At 72.5% G+C, this 19,977-nt stretch carries 15 protein-coding genes; 14 read left to right on the top strand and 1 reads right to left on the bottom strand.

Translation table 11 applies throughout. The annotated features are described in order from the left end of the window. Nucleotides 1–2: 2 nt before the first annotated feature. On the bottom strand, nucleotides 3–566 hold the full coding sequence (locus ACZ4XX_RS14730) for an HNH endonuclease (protein ID WP_030325842.1): 564 nt from the start codon (nucleotides 564–566) through the stop codon (nucleotides 3–5). A 238-nt stretch (nucleotides 567–804) separates the two neighbouring features. On the opposite strand from ACZ4XX_RS14730, the gene ACZ4XX_RS14725 reads away from it, so the two are divergent. The 14 genes from ACZ4XX_RS14725 to ACZ4XX_RS14660 all read left to right on the top strand — a co-directional run bounded on the left by ACZ4XX_RS14725 (nucleotide 805) and on the right by ACZ4XX_RS14660 (nucleotide 19,976). Further along, a complete protein-coding gene (locus ACZ4XX_RS14725; protein ID WP_468508313.1) occupies nucleotides 805–1,884 on the top strand; it encodes a mechanosensitive ion channel family protein in 1,080 nt (359 codons plus the stop codon). 239 nt (nucleotides 1,885–2,123) lie between these two features. Next, nucleotides 2,124–3,338, top strand: a complete 1,215-nt coding sequence (locus ACZ4XX_RS14720; protein WP_468508312.1) for an ROK family transcriptional regulator — start codon at nucleotides 2,124–2,126, stop codon at nucleotides 3,336–3,338. Between the two features lie 71 nt (nucleotides 3,339–3,409). Next, nucleotides 3,410–4,756, top strand: coding sequence for an ABC transporter substrate-binding protein (locus tag ACZ4XX_RS14715; protein WP_468508311.1), 1,347 nt, complete (start codon nucleotides 3,410–3,412; stop codon nucleotides 4,754–4,756). A 133-nt stretch (nucleotides 4,757–4,889) separates the two neighbouring features. Next, the gene (locus tag ACZ4XX_RS14710) at nucleotides 4,890–5,771 is read left to right on the top strand and encodes a carbohydrate ABC transporter permease (protein WP_468508392.1); all 882 of its coding nucleotides are present in this window, start codon (nucleotides 4,890–4,892) and stop codon (nucleotides 5,769–5,771) included. A gap of 3 nt (nucleotides 5,772–5,774) precedes the next feature. Further along, nucleotides 5,775–6,671, top strand: coding sequence for a carbohydrate ABC transporter permease (locus ACZ4XX_RS14705; RefSeq protein ID WP_468508310.1), 897 nt, complete (start codon nucleotides 5,775–5,777; stop codon nucleotides 6,669–6,671). An 8-nt stretch (nucleotides 6,672–6,679) separates the two neighbouring features. Then, nucleotides 6,680–7,945 (top strand): 6-phospho-beta-glucosidase, encoded by a 1,266-nt coding sequence (locus ACZ4XX_RS14700; protein ID WP_468508309.1) that lies wholly within the window; start codon nucleotides 6,680–6,682, stop codon nucleotides 7,943–7,945. Then, entirely contained in the window at nucleotides 7,936–8,925 is a 990-nt protein-coding gene (locus ACZ4XX_RS14695; protein ID WP_468508308.1) for an N-acetylglucosamine kinase, read from the top strand. The genes ACZ4XX_RS14700 and ACZ4XX_RS14695 overlap by 10 nt, the downstream gene beginning before the upstream one ends. Nucleotides 8,926–9,231: 306 nt before the next feature. Then, entirely contained in the window at nucleotides 9,232–10,668 is a 1,437-nt protein-coding gene (locus ACZ4XX_RS14690; RefSeq protein ID WP_468508307.1) for a hypothetical protein, read from the top strand. Between the two features lie 11 nt (nucleotides 10,669–10,679). Next, complete coding sequence (locus ACZ4XX_RS14685) at nucleotides 10,680–11,717, top strand: glutamate ABC transporter substrate-binding protein (RefSeq protein WP_468508306.1); 1,038 nt, start codon at nucleotides 10,680–10,682, stop codon at nucleotides 11,715–11,717. 52 nt (nucleotides 11,718–11,769) lie between these two features. After that, nucleotides 11,770–13,047: a coiled-coil domain-containing protein gene (locus tag ACZ4XX_RS14680; RefSeq protein WP_468508305.1), complete on the top strand. Its 1,278-nt coding sequence runs from the start codon at nucleotides 11,770–11,772 to the stop codon at nucleotides 13,045–13,047. 79 nt (nucleotides 13,048–13,126) lie between these two features. After that, a complete protein-coding gene (locus ACZ4XX_RS14675) occupies nucleotides 13,127–15,652 on the top strand; it encodes a serine/threonine-protein kinase (protein ID WP_468508391.1) in 2,526 nt (841 codons plus the stop codon). A gap of 2 nt (nucleotides 15,653–15,654) precedes the next feature. Beyond that, nucleotides 15,655–17,073 carry a PP2C family serine/threonine-protein phosphatase gene (locus ACZ4XX_RS14670; RefSeq protein ID WP_468508304.1) on the top strand — a complete coding sequence of 473 codons (1,419 nt, stop codon included), beginning with the start codon at nucleotides 15,655–15,657 and terminating at the stop codon, nucleotides 17,071–17,073. A gap of 61 nt (nucleotides 17,074–17,134) precedes the next feature. Beyond that, entirely contained in the window at nucleotides 17,135–18,466 is a 1,332-nt protein-coding gene (locus tag ACZ4XX_RS14665; RefSeq protein ID WP_468508303.1) for a vWA domain-containing protein, read from the top strand. 40 nt (nucleotides 18,467–18,506) lie between these two features. Further along, the gene (locus ACZ4XX_RS14660; protein WP_468508302.1) at nucleotides 18,507–19,976 is read left to right on the top strand and encodes an FHA domain-containing protein; all 1,470 of its coding nucleotides are present in this window, start codon (nucleotides 18,507–18,509) and stop codon (nucleotides 19,974–19,976) included. The last annotated feature ends 1 nt before the right edge of the window (nucleotide 19,977 follow it).

Here is a 19,977-nt window from a genome sequence, read left to right as displayed (position 1 = left end):
GCTCAACCCGTCGTCAGCGCCCTCACGGGGGCGTCGGCGACGGAGTCGATCCGGGCCATCACGTCCTCGGCGCCGTACGGCTGGAGGTACGGCAGCCAGCGGGGGTCCCGGTGTCCGGTCCCGATGATCCGCCAGGCCAGGCCGGTCGGCGGGGCCGGTTGGTGGCGCAACCGCCAGCCGATCTCGCGCAGGTGCCGGTCGGCCTTGACGTGGTTGCAGCGGCGGCAGGCCGCCACCACGTTCTCCCAGGCGTGCGTGCCCCCGCGGCTGCGGGGGATGACGTGGTCGACGCTGGTCGCGACGCCCCCGCAGTACATGCAGCGCCCGCCGTCACGCGCGAAGAGGGCTCTGCGGGTCAAGGGAACGGGCCCCCGGTAGGGGACCCGCACGAAGCGCTTCAGTCGCACCACGCTGGGCGCGGGGACGACTTGGGTCTCGCTGTGCAGGAAGGCGCCGGATTCCTCGAGGCAGAGAGCCTTGTTCTCCAGGACGAGGACGAGTGCGCGGCGGAGCGGTACGACGCCGAGCGGCTCGTACGACGCGTTGAGGACCAGGACATGCGGCACGGATGCCTCCTATGACGCCGGCGGCGCGTGGCTCGCGCCGGGACGAACTGCTCTCAGTCTCTCCTCATGCCTGGTCGGAACGCCACCACGTACCGGGATCGGGGTGACGGGCCCGGCGTGTTCTCGACCACATCGGCATGTCTCCCTTCTCTTTGCCCGGGTGAGGTCCGTCTCTCCCTCGAACAGCGCTACGGGACCATGTCCGACGCCCCGTTACTGTGGATGGTCTGCGTACGCGATGCCTGGAGGTTGTCCCGTGTCTTGGTCCGCCCTGGCGGCTGCCACCGAACCCGAGCCGATTCCGGTGACCCTGGACGAGGCGGCGGAGAAGGCCACGAACGCGGCGAGCTGGGTGGAGGAGAACTGGTCCACCTGGCTGAACACGGGCCTGCGCATCCTGTTGATCCTGATCGTCGCGCTGCTTCTGCGGATGGCCGTCCGGCGGGCGCTGACGAAGCTGATCGAGCGGATGAACCGCTCGGCGCAGGCGGTGGAGGGGACGGCCCTGGGTGGTCTCCTCGTCAACACCGAGCGTCGGCGGCAGCGCTCGGAGGCGATCGGTTCGGTCCTGCGCTCGGTGGCGTCGTTCCTGATCCTGGGCACGGCCGGGCTGATGATCCTGGGAGCCTTCAAGATCGACCTGGCGCCGCTGCTCGCCTCGGCCGGTGTGGCCGGTGTGGCGATCGGTTTCGGTGCGCGGAACCTGGTGACGGACTTCCTGTCGGGTGTCTTCATGATCCTGGAGGACCAGTACGGCGTGGGTGACTCGGTCGACGCGGGCGTGGCCTCCGGCGAGGTCGTGGAGGTCGGCCTGCGGGTGACCAAGCTGCGCGGCGTGGACGGCGAGATCTGGTACGTGCGCAACGGTGAGATCAAGCGGATAGGGAATCTCAGCCAGGGCTGGGCGACGGCGGGCGTGGACGTGACCGTCCGGCCGACGGAGGACCTGGAGCGGGTGCGGTCCGTGATCGTCGAGGCGGCGGAGTCCATGGCGAAGGAAGAGCCGTGGAACGAGCGCCTTTGGGGTCCGGTGGAGGTGCTCGGCCTGAACGAGGTGCTCCTCGACTCGATGACCGTCCGGGTCTCGGCGAAGACGATGCCGGGCAAGGCGCTGGGCGTGGAGCGCGAGCTGCGCTGGCGGATCAAGCAGGGTCTGGACCGGGCCGGCATCCGGATCGTGGGCGGGCTTCCGGCTCAGGCCGAGGAGTCGGCCGCGGATCCGACCGCGGGCATGGCGGCGCCGTCGGCCTTCGCCTCGGCGACCTCGCCGCAGTCGGCGGCGGCGACTCCGCTGCCCAGGGCGGACCTCAACAAGTAGGTACTACGGAACGACACAAGTAGGTACACGGAGCGACGCGCACGGACAGGACGCCCCCGCAGGTAACGCCTTGGTTGCCTTCGGGGGCGTCTCGCGTGCCCGGGTATTGACGCCCCCGTGACGGCGCCTTATTTTTCTCCCACCGAATAGGAAACTTTCCTAACAGTAAAGTCGGGGAGACGGGCCGCCGCGAGGCAGCAGAATGGCCCGACCAGCAACGGAAGGGCAGGTGCGACCTCATGGCCGGTACGACCCCGGGAACCCCCGGCACGCCGCGCGTCCTGCGCGCCATGAACGACCGCGCCGCCCTGGACCTGCTCCTGGAGCACGGCCCCCTCTCGCGGACCCGGATCGGCAAGCTCACCGGCCTGTCCAAGCCGACCGCCTCCCAGCTGCTCGCCCGCCTCGAAGCGGCCGGTCTCGTCGTCGCCACCGGCACCACCGCGGGCCGCCCCGGACCGAACGCCCAGCTCTACGCGGTGAACGCGCGGGCCGCGTACGCCGCCGGACTCGACGTCAACCCGTTCCGCATCCACGCCGCCGTCGCCGACGTCACGGGCGAGATCGTCGGCGAGTACGAGCTCCGCACCCCCGGCCGCGCCGCCTCCGGCGTCGTCCGCCAGGTCACCGACGCCCTCGACGGGGCGGTCAAGGCCGCCGGGATCACCCGCGAGGACGTCCGCCGTCTGGTCATCGGCACCCCCGGCGCCTTCGACCCGGCCACCGGACGCCTGCGGTACGCCTCCCACCTGCCAGGCTGGCACTCCCCCACCCTCCTGGAGGAGCTGGCCGCCGTCCTGCCGATGCCGTTCGAGTACGAGAACGACGTCAACCTCGTCGCCGTCGCCGAGCAGCGCGTCGGCGCGGCCCGCGGTCACGCGGACTTCGCCCTGCTGTGGAACGAGGAGGGCCTCGGCGCCGCCCTCGTCCTCGGCGGGCGGCTGCACCGCGGCTTCACCGGCGGCGCCGGTGAGGTCGGATTCCTGCCCGTGCCCGGCACCCCGCTCGTACGGCAGGTCACCAAGGCCAACTCCGGCGGCTTCCAGGAGCTCGCCGGCGTCCAGGCCGTGCCCCGGATCGCCCGCGCCGTCGGGATCGACACCCCCGAGCAGCCGTACGTGACGGTCGCGAGCGGGCTGCTCGCGCACGCCGTCACGGCACACGGCGACGACCCCCGGTACGCGGAGCTGCTCGACCGCTACGCCGAGCGCGTCGCCATCGGACTCGCCTCGCTCGTCGCCGTCCTCGACCCCGAACTCATCGTGCTCTCCGGTGACGTCCTCGTCGCCGGCGGCGAACCCCTCCGCGCGCGCGTGCAGTCCGAACTCGCCGACCTCGCCGCCTCCCGGCCACGGCTCGTCCTCGCCGCCGTCCCGCGCCGCCCCGTGCTGCGCGGCGCCCTCGAAAGCGCCCTCGCGACCACGCGCGACGAGGTCTTCGACACCTCGCGCTGACCCACCGACCGTCTCACCGCCCCACGCGTTCCCCTTCCTCCGTAAGCCCTTCGCCACAGGGAGACACCGTCATGCCCGTACGTCCGCGCAGAGCAGCCGCAGCGCTCGCCGCCACCGCCTCGATCACCCTCTTCGCCTCCGCCTGTACGGGCTCCGCGAACAACGCGGCCTCCGACGACCCCAAGGCCGAGACCACCATCACCTTCTGGCACGGCTGGGCGGCGCCCGCCGAGGTCAAGGCGATCGAGGACAACGTCGCCCGCTTCGAGAAGGCCCACCCGAACATCAAGGTGAAGATCGTCGGCGGCATCAACGACGACAAGCTGGGCCAGGCGCTGCGCGCGGGCGGTTCGAAGGGCCCGGACGTCGTCTCCTCCTTCACGACGGCCAACGTCGGCAAGTTCTGCGCCTCGGGCGCGCTCGCCGACCTCAAGCCCTTCATAGAGAAGGACAAGCTGGACCTGGACAAGATCTTCCCGAAGGTCCTCCAGTCGTACACGCAGTTCGAGGGCAAGCGCTGCTCCCTGCCGCTGCTCTCCGACGCCTACGGCCTCTTCTACAACAAGGACGCCTTCAAGGCGGCCGGCCTCGACCCGAACGCCCCGCCGAAGACCTGGTCCGAGTTGACCAAGGTGGCCAAGGCGCTCACCAAGACCGAGGGCGACTCCTACGAGCAGCTCGGCTTCATGCCGAACTACCTCGGCTACGAGACCGTCGTCTCCCACTACATGTCGCAGTGGAAGCACAACGGGTACTTCGACGCGGACGGCAGGTCGAACGTCGCCAAGGACCCGGCGTTCGCCGAGATGATGACGTACCAGAAGTCCCTGGTCGACGCCCTGGGCGGGTTCCGGAAGCTCGACAAGTACCGCACCACCTTCGGCGACGAGTGGGGCTCCAAGCACCCCTTCCAGACCGGCCAGGTCGCCATGCAGCTGGACGGCGAGTGGCGGCTGAACTTCGTCAAGAACGCCAAGGTCGGCTTCGAGGTCGGCGTCGCGCCGATGCCGGTCGCCGACGACGAGGTCGCCGAGTACGGCAAGGGCTACCTCTCCGGCACGATCATGGGCATCGCCCCGCAGAGCAAGAAGCAGAACGCGGCCTGGGAGCTGGTCAAGTTCATGACCACGGACACGGACGCCGTGGTCGGCTTCGCCAACGACATCGGCAACGTGCCCTCCACGCTGGAGGCGCTGAAGTCCCCGAACCTGAAGTTCGACCCGCGCTTCAAGACCTTCCTGGACATCGCCCGGCACCCCCAGTCCACCACGTCGGACGGCGCGGTCAACGGCTCCGCCTACCAGGACACCCTTCAGAAGTTCGCCCAGCAGTACGAGAAGGGCCAGGTCCCGGACCTGAAGAAGGGTCTCGCCGACACCGCGGCCCAGATCGACCGCGACATCGCAGCGGCGAAGTGACGGCCGGAACCCACTCATGAGCACGGACACCCTGCCCGCGAAGGAGGCGGCCGCCCCGGCCGCCGCCTCCCCCGGGGGACGGAACACGCTGCGGTCGAGGCGCCGGCGCAACGCCCTCCTCACCCTGGCGTTCATGTCGCCCTGGCTGATCGGATTCGGCTTCTTCTTCGCCTATCCGCTCCTCTCCACGCTGTACTTCTCCTTCATGAAGTACGACGGCCTCAACCCGCCGGAATGGCGGGGCGTGGGGAACTGGACGTACGTCTTCACCGAGTTCCCGCAGTTCTGGCCGGCCCTGCGGAACACCCTCTGGCTCAGCGTCGTCATGGTCGCCTGCCGGGTGCTCTTCGGCCTCGGCGTCGGCATGCTGATCACCAAGATCAAGAACGGGGCCGGTGTCTACCGCACCCTCTTCTACCTGCCCTACCTGGCGCCGCCGGTGGCCGCCACACTGGCCTTCGTCTTCCTGCTCAACCCCGGCACCGGCCCGGTCAACTCGTTCCTGGAGGCGGTCGGCGTCCCCGCCCCCTCCTGGTTCAACGACGCCGACTGGTCCAAGCCCGCGCTGACCGTCCTCGCCGTGTGGGGCGTCGGCGACCTGATGGTCATCTTCATGGCCGCCCTGCTCGACGTACCGAAGGAGCAGTACGAGGCCGCCGAACTCGACGGCGCGTCCTCCTGGCAGCGGTTCCGCTTCATCACCCTGCCGAACATCTCGCCGATCGTGCTCTTCGCGGTCGTCACCGGGGTCATCGGCGCGATGCAGTACTACACGCAGCCGATCGTGGCCGCGAAGGTCGCCTCGGGGAAGATGGGCGGCTCCGGCGAGGTCTTCGTCCCCGGCTACCCGGACGACTCCACGCTGACCCTCCCGCAGCTGGTCTACAACCTCGGCTTCAGCCAGTTCAACTACGGCGCCGCCTGCGTCGTGGCACTGGTGCTCTTCGCCTTCTCCATGGCCTTCACCGCGCTCCTGATGCGCCGGCGCGGCGGCCTGATCGGCTCGGGTGACTGACACATGACGACCGCAACCGCTCCCGCCCCCGCTCCCGACCGTCCCGTGGCGAGCCCCGCCGAGAAGCGGGCCCGCCGCAGGTCGCTGCTGCACTGGATCGCCGTGCACTCGCTCGGCATCGCCGCGGCCCTGTTCTTCGTGCTCCCGTTCGTCTTCGTCTTCCTGACCTCCCTGATGAGCGACCAGCAGGCGCTCACCCGGGACATGACGCCGAACTCCTGGCACTGGGACAACTACGTCCGGGTCCTCGAGACGCCCGGCTTCCTCACCTGGTGGAAGAACTCGCTGCTGTACGCGGGGCTCGGCACCGCCCTCGTGGTGGTGTCCTCGATACCCGTGGCGTACGCGCTCGCCAAGTTCCGCTTCCGCGGCCGGCACCTGTCGCTGCTGCTGGTCATCTCGATGATGATGCTGCCGCCGCAGGTCGTGATCATCCCCATGTACCTGTTCTGGGCCCAGCAGATGGACCTCTCCGGCTCCCTGTGGCCGCTCATCGTCCCGATGGCCTTCGGCGACGCCTTCGCCATCTTCCTGCTGCGCCAGTTCCTGCTGACCATCCCGAACGAGTACATCGAGGCCGCGAAGATCGACGGGTGCGGCGAGTTCCGCACCCTGATCCGGGTCGTCCTCCCGATGGCGAAGCCGGGCATAGCCGCCGTCGCCCTGTTCCAGTTCTTCTACTGCTGGAACGACTACTTCGGGCCGCAGATCTACGCCTCGGAGAACCCGGGCGCCTGGACGCTCAGTTACGGCCTGGAGTCCTTCAAGGGCGCGCACCACACCGACTGGAATCTGACCATGGCCGCGACCGTCCTGGTCATGGCCCCTGTGATCCTCGTCTTCTTCTTCGCCCAGAAGGCGTTCGTCGAGGGAGTCACACTGACCGGAGTGAAGGGCTGACTCACACCATGAAGCTCACTGTCGTGGGGGGCGGTTCCACCTACACCCCCGAACTGATCGACGGATTCGCGCGGCTGCGCGACACCCTGCCCATCACCGAACTCGTCCTCGTCGACCCGGCCGCGGACCGGCTCGACCTGGTCGGCGGCCTCGCCCGGCGGATCTTCGCCAAGCAGGACCACACGGGGAAGATCACCACCACCACCGACCTCGACGCCGGGGTCGAGGGCGCCGACGCCGTCCTGCTCCAGCTGCGGATCGGCGGACAGGCCGCCCGCGAGCAGGACGAGACCTGGCCGCTGGAGTGCGGCTGCGTCGGCCAGGAGACCACCGGCGCCGGCGGTCTCGCCAAGGCGCTGCGCACGGTCCCGGTCGTCCTGGACATCGCGGAGCGGGTCCGGCGCACCAACCCGGACGCCTGGATCATCGACTTCACCAACCCGGTCGGCATCGTCACGCGCGCGCTGCTCCAGGCCGGCCACAAGGCCGTCGGCCTGTGCAACGTGGCCATCGGCTTCCAGCGGAAGTTCGCCGGACTCCTCGGCGTCGCCCCGTCCGAGGTCCACCTGGACCACGTCGGACTCAACCACCTGACCTGGGAACGTGCCGTGCGCCTCGGGGGCCCCGAGGGCGAGAACGTGCTGCCCCGGCTGCTCGCCGAGCACGGTGACACGATCGCGGACGACCTGCGGCTGCCGCGCCCGGTCCTGGACCGGCTCGGCGTCGTCCCCTCGTACTACCTGCGCTACTTCTACGCGCACGACGAGGTCGTCCGGGAGCTCGGCACCAAGCCCTCGCGGGCCGCCGAGGTCGCCGCGATGGAGAAGGAACTCCTGGAGATGTACGGGGACCCGGCGGTCGACGAGAAGCCGGCCCTGCTCGCCAAGCGCGGAGGCGCCTTCTACTCGGAGGCGGCCGTGGACCTGGCGGCCTCCCTGCTCGGCGGCGGGGGTTCGCCGTACCAGGTGGTCAACACGTACAACAACGGCACGCTGCCGTTCCTGCCGGACGACGCCGTCATCGAGACGCAGGCCGCGGTCGGCGCCCACGGTGCCGCGCCGCTGCCGGTCGCCCCGCTGGACCCGCTGTACGCCGGCCTCGTCGCGAACGTCACGGCCTACGAGGACCTGGCGCTCGAAGCGGCGCTGCGCGGCGGCCGGGACCGGGTGTTCAAGGCGCTGCTCGCGCACCCGCTGGTGGGTCAGTACGCGTACGCCGACGGGCTCACCGACCGGCTGATCGCGCACAACCGGGAGCACCTCGCGTGGGCGTGAACCTGAACGGCGTGCTCCTCGCGATCGACGCGGGGAACAGCAAGACCGACGTCGCGGTCCTCGCCCCGGACGGCACCGTCCTCGGCGCGGCGCGCGGCGGCGGGTTCCAGCCGCCGGTGGTGGGGGTGGAGACGGCCGTCGACTCCCTGGCGGAGATCGTCGGGCGGGCCTGGGCGGAGGCCGGCGGCGCCGGTCCCTCCCCGGCGTTCGCCCATGTCGCGGCCTGTCTCGCCAACGCCGACCTGCCCGTCGAGGAGACCGCCCTCCAGGCCGAACTCCTCCGCAGGGGCTGGAGCCGGTCGGTGCGGGTGCACAACGACACCTTCGCCATCCTGCGGGCCGGGCTCGACGAGCCGCGCGGTGTCGCCGTGGTGTGCGGGGCGGGCATCAACTGTGTCGGGATGACCCCGGACGGCCGGACCGCGCGTTTCCCCGCGATCGGCAAGATCTCCGGGGACTGGGGCGGCGGCAGCGGCATGGCCGAGGAGGCGCTCTGGTTCGGGGCGCGCGCCGAGGACGGGCGCGGCGAGCCTTCCGAGCTGGCGCGGGCACTGCCGGCGCACTTCGGTCTGGAGACGATGTACGCGCTGATCGAGGCGCTGCATCTGGGTCTTGTGCCCTTCGAGCGGCGGCACGAGCTGACGCCGGTCCTGTTCCGGGTGAGCGCGGACGGCGACCCGGTCGCGCTGTCGCTGGTGCACCGGCTCGCCGAGGAGGTCGTCGCGCTGTCGGCGGTCGCGCTCGGACGGCTCGGGCTCCTGGAGGAGGAGGCGCCGGTGATGCTGGGCGGCAGCGTGCTCGCCGCGCGGCATCCGCAGTTGGAGGAGAGGATCCGTGAACTCCTCGCCGAGCGGGCGCCGAAGGCCGTCATCGGCTTCGTGACGGCGCCGCCGGTCCTCGGCGCGGGGCTGCTCGCGCTGGACGAGGTGGCGGCGGGCCCGCGGGCGGCGGCCCGGCTGCGGGAGCACTACGAGGCCTGAGTGTCCTGTGGGGGTGTGGTCGCGGGGCGTCTTCTCTGCCGGAGGAGACGCCCCGCAGGCATGTTCACCTGTTCGAGCGATGTCCGATACGGAACCGATCACGGCCGCGTGACGTGTTCAGAGTGAGGGGATTCGTCCGCGAAGTGCTGGGGGGCGTCCGCGAAGTGAGGGGGTTCGCCCGCGGATGTGCCGGGGGCATGCGGCACGATAAGAACAAGATCCAGTCAATCCCGGTGTGCGGACGGCCCCCTGCGGCCATACTGCAGGCCGGAACCGGCCGAAGTCGGCGACCCAGGGGGAGGTCACATGACACACCCGCCGAACGCACCCGCCGCCCCGGCGGCGCGGAGCACGGCGCAGGCGCCCGCGCGCCCGGCCGGCGTGCCCGCGCAGTCGTCGCCCGCGCCGGGCTCCGCCCCGCCCGCGGGGCGGAGCGCCTGGGCCGTGGGACGGGAGCGGCTGCGGGTCGCCACGACGACCGAGCCGGGCCGGCTCCAGATCCTCGGGGCCGTTCTCGCGCTGCTCGTCGTCGCGTTCGGGGCCGTCACCGCCTTCCAGGTCGACGACCGGACGACCGCCGCCGACGACGTCGTCAGCCGCAGCCAGCCGCTGTCCGCCGACGCCGCGGCGATCTACCGCTCCCTCGCCGACGCGGACACCACCGCAGCCAGTGGCTTCCTCGCGGGCACCCTGGAGCCCGCGGAGTCCCGCGCGCGGTACGACCGGGACATCGCCACGGCCGCCCGACTGCTCGTCAAGGCCGCCGCGAGCACGGACGGTTCGGGGGAATCGGCCCGCGAGATCGCCACCCTCAACGAACAGCTCCCGCGCTACACGGGCCTGATCGAGCGCGCCCGCGCCGCCAACCGGCAGGGCCTTCCGCTGGGCGGCGCCTATCTGCGGTACGCCAACCAGCAGATGACCAGCATGCTGCTGCCCGCCGCGGAGCGGCTGTACGAGGCCGAGACGGTACGGCTCCACGAGGACGACGAGTCGGCCCGCACCTGGCCGTTCCTCGCCCTCGGCCTCGGACTCCTCACCCTCACCGCCCTGGTCTGGGCCCAGCGCCGCACCTACGCGCGGACGAACCGGGTCTTCAACCACGGGCTGCTCGCCGCCACCGCCGCCACGCTGACCGTGCTCCTCTGGCTGCTCGCCGCACACACCGTCGCCCGCAGCGGCCTCGACGACGCGCGGGCGCACGGGCAGGAGTCCCTCCAGGACCTCAACACGGCCCGGATCGGCTCGCTCACGGCCCGCGCCAACGAGCTCCTGACCCTGGTCGCCCGGGGCGCCGTCCTCACCGAGGACGGCAAGAACGACAAGTACGAGGCCGAGTACACGTCGAGCATGGACACCCTGACGGACGCGCTCGCCGCGGCGCGGGAGCTGGCCGACGACGACACCGGCCGTGTCCCCGTCGACGAGGCCGCCGCGCGTACCGCCGAGTGGAAGCAGCGTCACAAGGACGCCCGCGCCGAGGACGAGGCGGGCGACTTCGAGGGCGCCCTCGGCCGCATCGTCGGCCCCAAGGAGTCGGCTCGGTCGACGGGGCAGTCCTTCGACCAGGTCGACGCCGCCCTGGACCGTGCTCTGGCGCACGAGCAGACCGAGTTCACCCGCTCCGCAGGGAACGCCAGGGACGCGCTGGCGGCGCTGCCGCTCGGCGCGTTGGCCCTCGGGATCCTGGGCGCGGCGGGCGCCGTGCTCGGCATCAACCGCAGACTGTCGGAGTACCGGTGAGAGGGGGCGGGATGCCGAACGGCACGTACCCGCTGGTGCGGCGGACGGCGCAGCGCTTCCGGGGCTGGGGCGGGGTGGGCGCGATGGCCGTGGCCTGCGGGCTCACGGCCTCGCTCACCCTGCTCCCGCTGGCCCACGAGGGCGGCGACGCGGCGGCCGTGCCCGGCGTCGCGGGGCCGGGGCCCGGCATCGGCACCGGGGTCCAGGTCAAGGCGGACACCTGCGACAAGCCCTGGGCGTCCCTGACGCCGTCCACGGCGGACGGCCCGTCGATCGAGGAGATCAGGAAGCGCGGGAAGCTCGTCGTCGGCGTCGATCAGTCCAGCTACCGCTGGGGCTACCGCAATCCGGAGACGCGCGCGCTCGAAGGCTTCGACATCGATCTGGCGCGGGCCATCGCCAAGGACATCCTGGGCAGTGCGGACGCCGTCATCTTCCGGGCGATCCCCACGAACCAGCGGATCGCCGCGCTCGACAGCGGCAAGGTCGACCTCGTCGTGCGCACCATGACGATCAACTGCAAGCGGATCCAGCAGGTCGCCTTCTCCACCGCCTACTTCCAGGCCGGCCAGCAGGTCCTCGCGCCCAAACTGGCCACGGACATCACCGGCTACGACACCTCGCTGAAGGGCAAGCGGGTCTGCACCGCCGAGGGCTCCACGGCCTACGAGGCCCTGGAGGAGAAGTCCTTCGGCGCGCTCTTCAAGGACGAGGCCGACGGCACCAAGGACGACAGGGACCTGCTGACCGTCCCCAACCAGCTGGACTGTCTGGCCAGGCTCCAGATGGGCGAAGTCGACGCCGTCGTCACGGACAACGCCCTGGCGGCCGGGCAGGCCGCCCAGGACCCGGCGGTCGAGCTCAAGGGCACCCCGTTCACCACCGAGTTCTACGGCGTGGCCGCCAAGCTCGGCAACGACGACCTGGTCCGCCGGGTCAACCAGGTCCTCGTGGGCTACCGCCAGGGCCCCTGGCAGCAGGCGTACAGGAACTGGCTGGAGAAGGACCTGCCCGGGATAACCGGGCCGCCCGCTCCCTTGTACAAGTAGCGCCCGGCACCCCGTACAAGCAGCCCTGTACACGGAGAGGAAGAGGTGATCGATGGGCGTCACGGGACCCCCTGGGCCGGTGATGGACCGGGACGAGGTGGACCGTGCGCTGGCGCGCCTCGGAGCCGAGCACAAGGCGGTCGAGGACTCGCTCTTCGCGCTCCAGGACCACGCGGGCCGCAGGCTGCTCGAAGGGGCGGAGCTGACCGGTACGACCCGGGACCGCTGGGCGGCGACCGAGCGGACCATCACCCTGCTCTGGAGCTGCTTCGACGTGTACACCGGTGCCCTGCGGGACGCCCGCGAGGTGCGGGCCCGGCGCCGTTGGCCCGGCCGTGAGGAGCTCGTGGAGCTGACCGACCGGCTGCGCGGCGAGAGCGTCCATGTGGCGGGCGGGGCGGGTGAACAGGGGCTGCTCACCGAGCGGTTCACCCTGGAGGGCCTCGTCCGGCGGATGAACGAGCTGTACGCGTCCTCGCTGGACGTGGTGGTGACCGCCGACGCGGTCTGGTCGGCGCTGCCCGCCCGGATAGACCTCCTCGCCGCCGAGCTGGGCCGGACGCGCTCGCTCGCGCATTCGGTCGGCGTACGGCCCGGGGAGCACCCGGCCGGCGACGAGCTGGAGGACATCACCGCCGAGCTGACCGCGCTGCGCTCCCAGGTCGTCACCGACCCGCTGGCCTTCTGGCGCCCGGCGAAGGGGAGTTCCGCGCCCGGCGGGGGCCGCCCCGACACCGAGCGGTACGACCGGGCGGCCCTGGCCCTCGAGGACATCCGGCGGGAGATCGAGGCGGTGCTCGCGGTCCGGCAGGACTCCGAGGACCGGCTGCTCCGGCTGCGGGACGTGCTGTCGCGGGCGGACCGGACGCTCGCCGAGGCCCGGGTCGCGCGCGGCGAGGTCCTCGCGAAGATCGCCGCCTCCGAGGTGCCGGCCGTCAGCGGGCCGCCGATCGTGCTCCAGGAACAGCTCGTGGCGGCCTCCGAGTACCGCAGGCACGCCCAGTGGCACCGGCTCTCCCCGCTCCTGGAGTCCCTGGAGCGGGAGGCGGAGGACGAACTGCTGCGGGCCCGGGAGTCGCTGACCGCGGTCACGGCCCCGCTCGCGGTCCGGGCCGAGCTGCGGGGCAGGCTGGACGCGTACAAGGCGAAGGTGGCGCGGCTCGGCGCGGCGGAGGACCCGCTGCTCGTGGAGCGGTACGACGCGGCCCGGCGGATGCTGTGGAGCGCGCCCTGCGACCTGCGGGTCGCGGAACAGGCCGTCCTGCGCTACCAGCAGGCGGCGGCGGACGTACTGTCCGGCCCGAGAGACGCGGGAGGACGACAGTGGTGAGCGGGGAACAGTGGTGAGCGGCGGGGAGACGGGCGTGGGGAGCTGTCAGCGTCCTTCGTGCGAGGGTTCGTACGAGGACATGGGAGGCGGCGAGCTGTACTGCGACACCTGCGGCCTCGCCCCGGTGGTCGCGGCCGGCGGGCTCATCGGCTCGACGCCCACGGGGGTGGCCGTGCCGGGAAGGGGCACGGGCAGCGTCGTCGGAGGCGGCTCCGGTGTCGGGGGGCCCGACTCCAGCTCCTCGCGGAGCAGTTCGCGGGCGTCCTCGCGGGCCTCGTCGCGCTCGTCGACCTCCCGTCGTTCGGTCTCGGGGCGGCTCTCGCGCTCGCTCTCCGGGGCCTCCACGTCCCGCTCGGTCTCGGTGCGCAGTTCCGGCACGTCGACCGGCCAGTCCGCCCGGAACCGGCTGGGTGCCGGCCTGGTGTCGGTGCCCGAGGTGCCGCGTCCCGACCCGCGGGCCGCGGTCATGGAGAACCCGGAGGTTCCGGAGCGGAAGCGTTTCTGCTCCCGCTCCGACTGCGGTGCGCCCGTGGGTCGTTCGCGGGGTGAGCGGCCGGGCCGCACGGAGGGCTTCTGCACCAAGTGCGGGCACCCGTACTCCTTCGTGCCGAAGCTGCGCGGCGGGGACATCGTCCACGGCCAGTACGAGGTCGCGGGCTGTCTCGCGCACGGCGGTCTCGGCTGGATCTACCTCGCCGTCGACCGGGCCGTCTCCGACCGCTGGGTCGTCCTCAAGGGCCTCCTCGACACCGGTGACCAGGACGCCATGGCCGCCGCGATCTCCGAGCGCCGCTTCCTCGCGGAGATCGAGCACTCCAACATCGTCCGCATCTACAACTTCGTCGAGCACCTCGACCAGCGCACCGGTTCCATGGACGGCTACATCGTCATGGAGTACGTAGGCGGCAAGTCCCTCAAGGAGATCGCCAACGACCGGCGCACCCCGGACGGCCGCCGCGATCCGCTGCCGGTCGAGCAGGCCTGCGCGTACGGGATCGAGGCCCTGGAGGCACTCGGCCACCTGCACAGCCGCAACCTGCTGTACTGCGACTTCAAGGTCGACAACGCCATCCAGTCCGAGGACCAGCTGAAGCTCATCGACATGGGCGCGGTCCGGCGGATGGACGACGACGAGTCCGCGATCTACGGCACCGTCGGCTACCAGGCGCCGGAGGTGGCCGAGGTCGGGCCGTCGGTGGCGAGCGACCTGTACACGGTGGCGCGCACCCTCGCGGTGATGACCTTCGACTTCCAGGGCTACACGAACGTCTTCGTGGACTCGCTGCCCGACCCGGACAACATCGCGGTCTTCCGGACCTACGAGTCGTTCTACCGCTTCCTGGTCCGCGCCACCGACCCGGACCCGGCACGCCGGTTCGCCTCCGCGCAGGAGATGGCGGAGCAGCTGACGGGTGTGCTGCGGGAGGTCGTGGCACTCCAGTCGGGGCGGCCGCGACCCGCGCTGTCGACGCTGTTCGGCACGGAGGTACGGGTCACGGACACGGCCCTGTTCGCCGAACTGACGGAGGACGTGTCGCTGCTCGGGGCCCGACGGGGACGCAAGCAGCCCGCGCTGCCCGGCGGGCCCGGTGCCGCGGCCGGCTCCGTGCACGGGTCCGCGCTGCCCGGCGGGCCCGGTGCCGCGGCGCCCGCCGTCGCGCCCGGGCTCGGGGCCCTGCTCGCGCCGCTCGACACGCCCGCCACCGCGCTCGCACTGCCCGTCCCGCGCGTCGACACGGGCGACCCCAACGCCGGCTTCCTCGCCGGTCTCGCCGCCGCCGCGCCCGGCGAACTGCTCGCCGCGCTGCAGGCCGCGCCCGCGCCCTCCGCCGAGCTGCGGCTGCGGACGCTGCGGGCCGAGCTGGAGCTGGGCGACCTGGCGTCCGCCGCCCGGACCCTGGTCGGTCTCGAGGAGCGGGACCCGGACGACTGGCGGGTCGTCTGGTACCGGGGCGTCACCTCCCTGGTGACCGGTGACCACGAGCACGCGGCACTCGCCTTCGACGCGGTCTACGACGCCTTCCCCGGCGAGCCCTCGCCGAAGCTGGCCCTCGGGATCTGCGCCGAGGTGCTGGGCCAGCTGGACAACGCCGCCGAGTACTACCGTCTGGTGTGGGCCACCGACCCGAGCTTCGTCAGCGCGGCCTTCGGGCTCGCCCGGGTGCAGCTCGCCGCCGGGGACCGGAACGGAGCCGTGCGGACGCTGGAGTCCGTGCCGGAGGCCTCGATCCACTACACGGCGGCGCGGGTCGCGACCGTGCGGGCGCGGCTTCGACGGCGCCCGGCGTGGGAGCCGCTCGCCGCCGATCTGACGGCGGCCGCCGCCCAGGTCTCGGCGCTCCAGGGCTTCGGTCTGGACGCCGTGCGCCGGGAGCAGTTGTCGACGGAGGTCCTCGGGACCGCCCTCGACTGGGTACTCTCCGGAAGTCCCGGTGCGGAACCGGGCGGCGGCGCGCTGCTGCTCGGGAGTGAACTGGACGAGCGCGGACTGCGCTTCGGCCTCGAACGCTCGTACCGGGTGCTGGCCCGGCTCGCCCAGCAGGGCGAGGAGAGGATCGAACTGGTGGAGCGGGCCAACCGCTTCCGCCCCCGGACGTGGGTGTGAGGATGTCCCAGAAGCCGAAGCCGTCGCACGGCCTCACCGTCTGCCCGGACTGCGCGGAGCCTCTGGAGTCGGGTGACCGGTTCTGCGGGGCGTGCGGTCACGACCTGGCGGCCGTGCCGGTCGCCACGGTCGAGCCGGACCGCCCGACCGTGGCCATCGGCACGCCCGTGGCCTGGCCGGACGCCCCGCCACGTGACCCCGGTTCGCTGTCGACCGCCACCCAGCACCCGGGCGACCTCCCGGGCACCGACTCCGGCGGGCGCGACCTGCCCACGATGGCGGTCCGCACGGACGGGCCGGTGCCGCCGCCCGGCGGCGACCCCGCCGGGAGGACCACGACGGGCAGCGGTGACTTCGAGCTGGCCGCGCCGGACCCGCGTACGGCGGTCCGGGTGGACCCGGCGCCGGCGACACCCGCCCCGGCGCCCTCCCCCGCACCCGCACCGGCTGCTCCGGCTCCCGCCCCGGCGGCTCCCGATCCGGCAGCCGCCCCCGGCTCCGCCCTGTGCGTGGCCTGCCGGGCCGGGCGGGTGGACACCGACGGCTACTGCGAGAACTGCGGGCACGCGCAGCCCCGCGAGCGCGACCACATGGAGCGGGAGCTCGGCAGCGTGGCCGCCGTCTCCGACCGGGGGCTGCGCCACCACCGCAACGAGGACGCGTTCGCCGTATCGGCGACCACGCTCCCGGACGGCTCACCCGCCACCCTCGCGATCGTCTGTGACGGCGTGTCCTCGGCGACCCGGCCCGACGAGGCGTCCGCCGCCGCCGCCGAGGCGGCCGGCGCCTCGCTGCTCGCCGCGCTGCCCCGGGGCACGCACCCGCAGCAGGCGATGCACGAGGCGATCGTGGCCGCCGCCGAGGCCGTCAACGCCCTCGCGGAGGAGCCCGGTCAGGACGGTTCGGAGCACGACCCGCACCGCCACCGCAACGCCCCGGCCTGCACCATCGTGGGCTCCGTCGTCGCCGACGGACTGCTCGTCGTCGGCTGGGTCGGCGACAGCCGCGTCTACTGGGTGCCGGACGACCGGGCCACCCCGGCCGCCCGGCTCACCGAGGACGACTCGTGGGCCGCGCAGATGGTCGCGGCGGGCCTGATGAACGAGGCCGAGGCGTACGCCGACGAGCGCGCCCACGCGATCACCGGCTGGCTCGGCGCCGACGCGTACGAACTGGAGCCGCACACGGCCGCGTTCAAGCCCGACCGGTCCGGTGTGGTCGTCGTCTGCACGGACGGCCTGTGGAACTACGCCGAGGGCGCCGACGACATGGCCAGGGTCGTTCCGGCCGACGCGTCCGACCGGCCGCTGCACGGAGCCCAGGTCCTCGTCGGCCACGCCCTGGACGGCGGAGGCCACGACAACATCACGGTCGCCCTCGTGCCGTTCGCCGTCGCTCCCCAAGGGGCAGGATCCGCCTGAGCGGTCGCCGATCCCCTGTCCCTCCACCGATTGACCGTTGTTGCCCGAGGAGCCGTAACAGATGGCGAACTTCTCCAAGTCGACCGTGCCGCAGTTCTCGGTGGACGTCTACCAGAACGAGTTCCTGCCCGAGGGCGGCCGGGACGTCAGCGCGATCGTCACGGTCACCTCGACCGGCGGCGGCACCACGGGCCGGCAGCCGCTCGCCTCTGCGGGCGGCGGCACGGCCGGTGTCGTGATCATGGTCGACTGCTCCGGCTCGATGGACTACCCCGCCACCAAGATGCGCGGTGCCCGTGAGGCGACCGCCGCCGCCGTCGACACCCTGCGCGACGGTACGGCCTTCGCCGTCGTCGCCGGTACGCACGTGGCGAAGGAGGTCTACCCGGGCAACGGCGGGCTCGCCGTCGCCGACGCCAGGACCCGGGCCGAGGCCAAGGAGTCGCTGCGCCGGCTCAGCGCGGGCGGCGGCACGGCCATCGGCACCTGGCTGCGGCTCGCGGACCGGCTGCTCTCCACCGCCGGTCCCGCCATCCGGCACGGCATCCTGCTCACCGACGGCCGCAACGAGCACGAGACGCCGGAGGAGCTGCGGGCCGCGCTCGACGCCTGCGCGGGCCGTTTCACCTGCGACGCGCGCGGGGTGGGCACCGACTGGGAGGTCAAGGAGGTCACCGGGATCGCCTCGGCGCTCCTCGGCACCGCCGACATCGTCGCCGACCCGGCCGCCCTCGCCGCCGACTTCACGGCGATGATGGAGCAGGCGATGGGCAAGGGCGTGGCGGACGTCGCGCTCCGGTTGTGGACGCCGGTCGGGGTGGAGATCGCCTATGTGAAGCAGGTGGCGCCGACGGTCGAGGACCTGACCGGGCGCCGTACCGAAGCAGGACCGCGTGCCGGGGACTATCCCACGGGCTCCTGGGGCGACGAGTCCCGCGACTACCACGTGAGCGTGCGGGTCCCGCAGGCCGCGATCGGCCAGGAGATGCTGGCGGCCCGCGTCTCCCTGATCGCGCCGGACCCGCTGGGCGGCGACCCGAAGCCGCTGTCCCAAGGACTGGTACGGGCGGTGTGGACGGACGACCTGGCGATGTCGACATCGATCAATCCGCAGGTCGCCCACTACACGGGCCAGGCCGAGCTGGCGGACGTGATCCAGCAGGGGTTGGATGCCCGCAAATCGGGCGATCACGACGGCGCGACGGCGAAACTGGGCCGCGCCGTGCAGCTCGCGGCGGCCTCCGGCAACGCGGATACGGCGAAACTCCTTTCGAAGGTGGTCGACGTCGTCGATGCGGCGACCGGTACTGTGCGTTTGAAGGCGAAGGTCGCGGAAGCGGACGAGATGACACTCGAGACCCGCTCCACCAAGACCGTTCGCGTCAAGAGGTAGCCCGGCCACGGGCCGGACGACGAGAGGGGGAAGCACCGACATGCCGACCTGCCCGAACGGACACCAGTCGGTCTCCGACGACTGGTGCGAGGTCTGCGGCCATCGCATGGCCGGGGCGGGTGCGCCGACGGGTGCCGTACCGCCGCCTCCCCCGCCGCCGCCCCCCGCGTACGGATACCCCGGCCCCGGTGGCCCCGGTGGCTACGACGCACCCGGTGCTTCCGGCGGCTACGACGCGCCCGGTGCTCCCTCCGGCTACGGCGCAGCCGGTGCTCCCGGTGGCTTCGGCCACGGTGGCGACCCGAACGCGACGGCCCAGGCCGAGCTCTGCCCGCAGTGCCGGACGCCCCGCGAGCACATGGCGCCGTTCTGCGAGGAGTGCCGCTGGAACTTCCTCACGAACACGGCCACCTCGTACACGCCGGTGGCCCCGCAGAACGTCCCGTCGCCGCAGCGTCCGGCGGGCCCGCCGCCCGGCCTGAACCTGCCGCCGGGCTTCCAGTCCACGCCGCCTCCCCCGCCGGGACCGCAGCCGGGCCAGCCGGGCCAGCACGGTCCGCAGGGCCAGCCGGGTCCGCACGGGCAGCAGGGACCGCCGCCGGCGCAGGACCCGTTCGGCTACCAGGGCTCGCGGCCCTCGCAGGTGAACCGCCCGGCCGAGCCGCTGGGCGGCGACCCCACGCACCACCAGGCCCCGCCGCAGCGCCCGTCGGCGCAGCAGCCGCCCGGTCCTGCGGGTCAGGGCGACCCCTTCGGTCCGCCCGGTCAGCAGCCGCCCGCCCCTCCGGCGTACCTCCAGGCCCCGTCCGCTCCGCCGGCCGCGCCCCCGGGCGCTCCGGTCCAGGCCCCGGCGCCGCCCGCGCCGCCGCAGCCGCGCGCGGACGACGACTGGGTGCTCTCGCCGCCGTCGCAGCACCAGGCACCTCCGCAGCCTCCGCAGCACCAGGCGCCTCCTCAGCACCAGGCGCCTCCTCAGCACCAGGGGCCGCCGCCGCACCAGGGGCCGCCGCCGCACATGGCACCCCCGCCGCCACAGCAGCAGCAACAACAGCAACAGCAGTTCCAGGCGCCCCCGCAGCAGCAGTTCCAGCCGCCGCGGCAGCCGCTGACCTGGACCGCGGTCATCGGCCCGGACCGCGAGTACTTCATGGCGATGATGCAGCGCAGCGGCCCCGAGGCCGGTGGGCTGAACCTGCCCGCGTACTCGCCGGACAAGCACCTGCCGCTCCAGGGCAACCAGATCTCCATCGGCCGTCGCCGGCACTCCACCGGCGAGTCCCCGGACATCGACCTGGCCGTGCCGCCGGAGGACCCGGGCGTCTCGCACCAGCACGCCGTGCTCGTGCAGCAGCCGGACGGTTCGTGGGCGGTGGTGGACCAGAACTCCACCAACGGCACCACGATCAACGGCGGCGAGGAGCCGATCCAGCCGTACGTCCCCGTCCAGCTCCAGGACGGCGACCGGGTGCACGTCGGCGCCTGGACGACGATCACGATCCGCGTGGGCTGAG

The organism is Streptomyces sp. NPDC029956 (genome assembly GCF_055574655.1).
Note: the sequence above shows the minus strand (reverse complement) of the source record. Positions and strands in the feature narration are given on the sequence as shown.